4 protein-coding genes are annotated in these 4,191 nt (G+C 49.8%); 3 read left to right on the top strand and 1 reads right to left on the bottom strand.

The window, feature by feature from the left end; genetic code table 11:
- The first annotated feature begins 302 nt into the window (after nucleotides 1–302).
- The 3 genes from AC6R1O_RS16865 to AC6R1O_RS16855 all read left to right on the top strand — a co-directional run bounded on the left by AC6R1O_RS16865 (nucleotide 303) and on the right by AC6R1O_RS16855 (nucleotide 3,420).
- Entirely contained in the window at nucleotides 303–1,298 is a 996-nt protein-coding gene (locus AC6R1O_RS16865; RefSeq protein ID WP_500630046.1) for a TRAP transporter substrate-binding protein, read from the top strand.
- A 91-nt stretch (nucleotides 1,299–1,389) separates the two neighbouring features.
- Nucleotides 1,390–2,055, top strand: a complete 666-nt coding sequence (locus AC6R1O_RS16860; protein WP_500657462.1) for a TRAP transporter small permease — start codon at nucleotides 1,390–1,392, stop codon at nucleotides 2,053–2,055.
- A gap of 3 nt (nucleotides 2,056–2,058) precedes the next feature.
- On the top strand, nucleotides 2,059–3,420 hold the full coding sequence (locus AC6R1O_RS16855; RefSeq protein WP_334552579.1) for a TRAP transporter large permease: 1,362 nt from the start codon (nucleotides 2,059–2,061) through the stop codon (nucleotides 3,418–3,420).
- A 48-nt stretch (nucleotides 3,421–3,468) separates the two neighbouring features.
- Here the strand turns inward: AC6R1O_RS16855 and AC6R1O_RS16850 are convergent.
- Nucleotides 3,469–4,191 (bottom strand): sigma 54-interacting transcriptional regulator (locus tag AC6R1O_RS16850; RefSeq protein ID WP_500657461.1); only part of this gene is annotated, 723 nt, incomplete at its 5' end.

Here is a 4,191-nt window from a genome sequence, read left to right as displayed (position 1 = left end):
TTGCAGTCTGAGGTGAAGAGTGTGCTCCTCTTTATAGGGACGTTTTGGCAGCATGATGCTGCCTTTTTGTGTCTGTTTTGTTAATGGTGTGTAAACTGACCCATTGCACTCTTTCTCTTGGGTGGATTTCCACACATTTATTATTCGATTTGGCGCTGGGAACGCATCTCTGACTCTCTCGTTTCATATAAGTATATGTTTTTGTTTGTTTTTGATCTTTCTCTCTAAGTTGGCCAGTTTATTGCTCCTTACTTGATACAACACCCAGTGATGGGGTTGCTCAATCCACAAGGAGAATAATAATGTTAAAGCCTTTGACCCTACTATCTGCCTCAATTCTTGCTGTCACCAGTTTCAACGCCGCTGCAAACTGCGATCCTGGCGAGACGGTGATCAAGTTCAGTCACGTGACCAATACCGACAAGCACCCGAAAGGGATTGCGGCGTCACTGCTTGAAAAGCGTGTCAATGAAGAGATGAATGGCAAAGTCTGTATGCAGGTCTTCCCAAACTCGACCCTTTACGATGATGACAAGGTACTTGAAGCGCTACTCAATGGTGATGTTCAACTCGCAGCCCCTTCTCTTTCAAAGTTTGAGAAATTCACCAAAAAGTACCGCATCTTCGATCTGCCGTTCTTGTTTGAAGACGTGGAAGCGGTGGATCGCTTCCAGAACTCAGAAGCGGGTGAGAAGCTGAAAAACGCGATGCAACGTCGTGGAGTTCAAGGTCTTGCATTTTGGCATAACGGCATGAAGCAGATGTCAGCGAGCCAACCACTGCTTGTCCCTGAAGATGCAAAAGGGTTGAAGTTCCGCGTACAAGCCTCTGATGTCCTTGTTGCTCAGTTTGAGCAGCTAGGGGCCAACCCACAGAAAATGTCGTTCAAAGAAGTGTACGGCGGCTTGCAAACCAAAGTGATTGATGGCCAAGAGAACACCTGGTCAAACATCTACGGTAAAAAATTCTTCGAAGTTCAAGATGGCATTACAGAAACCAACCACGGCATTCTTGATTACTTAGTCGTGACCTCAAACGATTTCTGGAATGGTTTACCTGATGATCAGCGAGACCAACTGGCGACCATCATTAAAGAGGTGACTGAAGCTCGAAACGCGGAGTCAACGAAGGTTAATCTTGCCAACAAAAACAACGTAATAGAAGCAGGTGGTGTGGTGAGAACATTAACACCAGAGCAACGACAAAAATGGGTCGATGCGCTTCAACCCGTATGGAAGAAGTTTGAAAAAGACATCGGTGCCGATCTGATTGAAGCGGCGTTGGCGTCGAACAAATAATCCCCTCTACAGATAACAATACACACCCTATACAGGCTCCTTCTAGAGGAGGAGCCTGCTGCAAAAGGGTGGAACCAAAAGTGATCACACTATGGAACAGTCAATCTTTGCCAAAATAGGACAAGTGACCGATGCGATTGAGGAAACCTTGATTGCCTTTTTCCTTGGCGCTATGACCCTGCTGACGTTCACCAACGTCGTCTTTCGTTATGTTTTTAACAGTAATATTCTTTGGGCCCTCGAACTGACCGTATTTATGTTTGCCTGGATGGTGCTGGTCGGCGCCTCTTACGGTGTCAAAAAACACTTCCACATCGGCGTTGACGTCATCATCAACATGGTATCGCCGGGCATGCGCAAAACCTACGCCTTGATGGCCGCTGGATGCTGTTTGGCCTTCTCCATTCTGCTCTTGGTCGGCTCTTGGAACTACTGGTATCCGTTTGCCACCGAGAGAGCTTGGTATGAGACGGACGATATCCCAATGCCAGAGATATTGCAGTTTTTAGCCGATTGGCTCAATGAAGGCGAGCGCTATGAAAAACTGCCGCGTTTTATCCCCTACATGGCTCTACCCATTGGCATGGCGCTAATGACGTTCCGCTTTTTGCAACTGACGCTGCAAATTGCCACCGGCAAGTTGGATCGATTGATCGCAGGTCACGAAGTGGAAGAAGAGCTGGAAGCACTGAAAGAAGAACTCAGTGAAGCGGGAGAGGCCATGGAGCCCACCAAGAAAAACGGCAAGGAGAGCTAAGCCATGGATATTTTGTTTTTGTTCGTGATGGTGATTGGCTTCATGCTGATTGGTGTGCCTATCGCAGTCTCACTCGGCCTATCGAGTATTCTCTTTTTGATGATGCACTCTGATGCTTCCCTAGCGTCGGTAGCACAAACCCTATTTAACGCCTTTGCGGGCCACTACACCTTATTAGCGATTCCGTTCTTCATCCTCGCCTCGAGCTTTATGTCTACCGGCGGTGTGGCAAAACGCATTATTCGCTTTGCGATTGCGATGGTGGGTTGGTTCCGCGGCGGCTTGGCGATGGCGTCGGTAGTCGCGTGTATGATGTTTGCGGCCTTGTCAGGTTCTTCGCCTGCGACGGTGGTTGCGATCGGTAGTATCGTGATTGCCGGTATGATCAAAAACGGCTACTCCAAAGAGTTTGCAGCTGGCGTGATTTGTAACGCGGGTACGCTCGGCATTTTGATCCCGCCATCGATTGTGATGGTGGTGTATGCGGCGGCGACCGATGTTTCGGTGGGACGTATGTTCCTTGGTGGCGTGATCCCAGGCTTGTTAGCCGGTGTGATGTTAATGATCGCCATTTACATTGCTGCGCGCGTGAAGAACTTACCGAAACAACCGTTCGTCGGTTGGGGCGAGATGCTTGCCGCTGCGAAAGACGCCAGCTGGGGCTTGTTGCTGGTGGTGATCATCCTTGGTGGTATCTACGGCGGCGTGTTCACGCCAACAGAAGCGGCGGCCGTTGCGGCGATATACTCCTTCTTTATCGCTAACTTTGTCTACAAAGACATGGGACCATTTGCCGACAAAACCAACAAGAAACCAGCATTGGTGAAAGTGTTGCAAGCGTTTGTTCATAAAGACACCAAGCACACCCTGTATGATGCCGGTAAGCTGACCATTATGCTGCTGTTCATCATCGCCAATGCGTTAATCCTTAAGCACGTATTAACCGAAGAGCGCATTCCGCAAATGATCACTGAATCCATGCTCTCGGCAGGGCTTGGGCCGATCACCTTCTTGATTGTGGTCAACTTGCTACTGCTGATTGGTGGTCAGTTTATGGAGCCATCGGGTCTGTTGATTATCGTTGCGCCGCTGGTATTCCCGATCGCCATTGCGTTGGGTATCGACCCTATTCACCTTGGCATCATGATGGTAGTGAACATGGAGATAGGGATGATCACACCACCAGTGGGGCTCAACCTCTTTGTTACTGCCGGGGTGGCGAAGATGTCGATGATGCAAGTGGTCAAAGCGGCGTTGCCGTGGGTAGCGGTGATGTTCTTGTTCTTAATCATCGTCACTTATGTGCCTTGGGTATCCACTTGGCTACCGACCACACTGATGGGGCCGGAAATCATCACCAAATAGAACCGTCTCTTGTCATGTTGTCGCCCCGGCTACGATGCCGGGGCGATGTTATTCTGGCTGGTCACTTTTGTAGACGCTCTTGTCTATCCCATACTTTTGCATTTTATCGTAGAGCGTTTTTCTTGGCACTTGCAGCAAGGTCATGGTGTCATTGATGCGTCCGGAAGTGCTGGCAAGCGCTTGTTCAATCACTGCTTTCTCAAACTCTGCCACTTGCAGGGCAAGCGGTGTTGCTTCGGCACTCGACTGGCTCGGATTGAGGTGACCAAGGTTACCAAGCAGCACAAAGCGCTCGGCGCTATTGCGCAGTTCACGCACGTTACCCGGCCAATCATGGCACATCAGTGTTTGCAGATCGGCATCGGGCAAGGCATTCGCGGCTTTGCCATATCGCGCGGCGGCAACCAGGAGAAAATGGTGGAATAGGGCAGGGATGTCCTCTTTTCGTTGGCGTAAAGGCGGTAAATCCAAGGTAACAACATTGAGTCGGTAGTAGAGATCCTCACGAAACGTCCCTCGAGCTGACGCTTGCTTTAAATCCACTTTGGTGGCGGCAATGACGCGAATATCCACCGGGATTAGGGTATTTGAGCCAACTCGTTCAATCACTCGCTCTTGCAGCACGCGCAGTAAACGAATTTGCGCCTGCATCGGCATGGATTCGATCTCATCAAGAAACAGCGTGCCACCTTGCGCGTGCTCAAACTTACCGATGCGTTTGGCCTCTGCGCCAGTAAACGCGCCTTTTTCGTGACCGTAGAGTTCACTCTC

This window comes from Vibrio sp. R11-SG3-ISO3-SZ, from assembly GCF_059834345.1.
The sequence above is the reverse complement of the archived record's forward strand: the minus strand, read 5'-3'. Positions and strand labels throughout refer to the sequence as shown.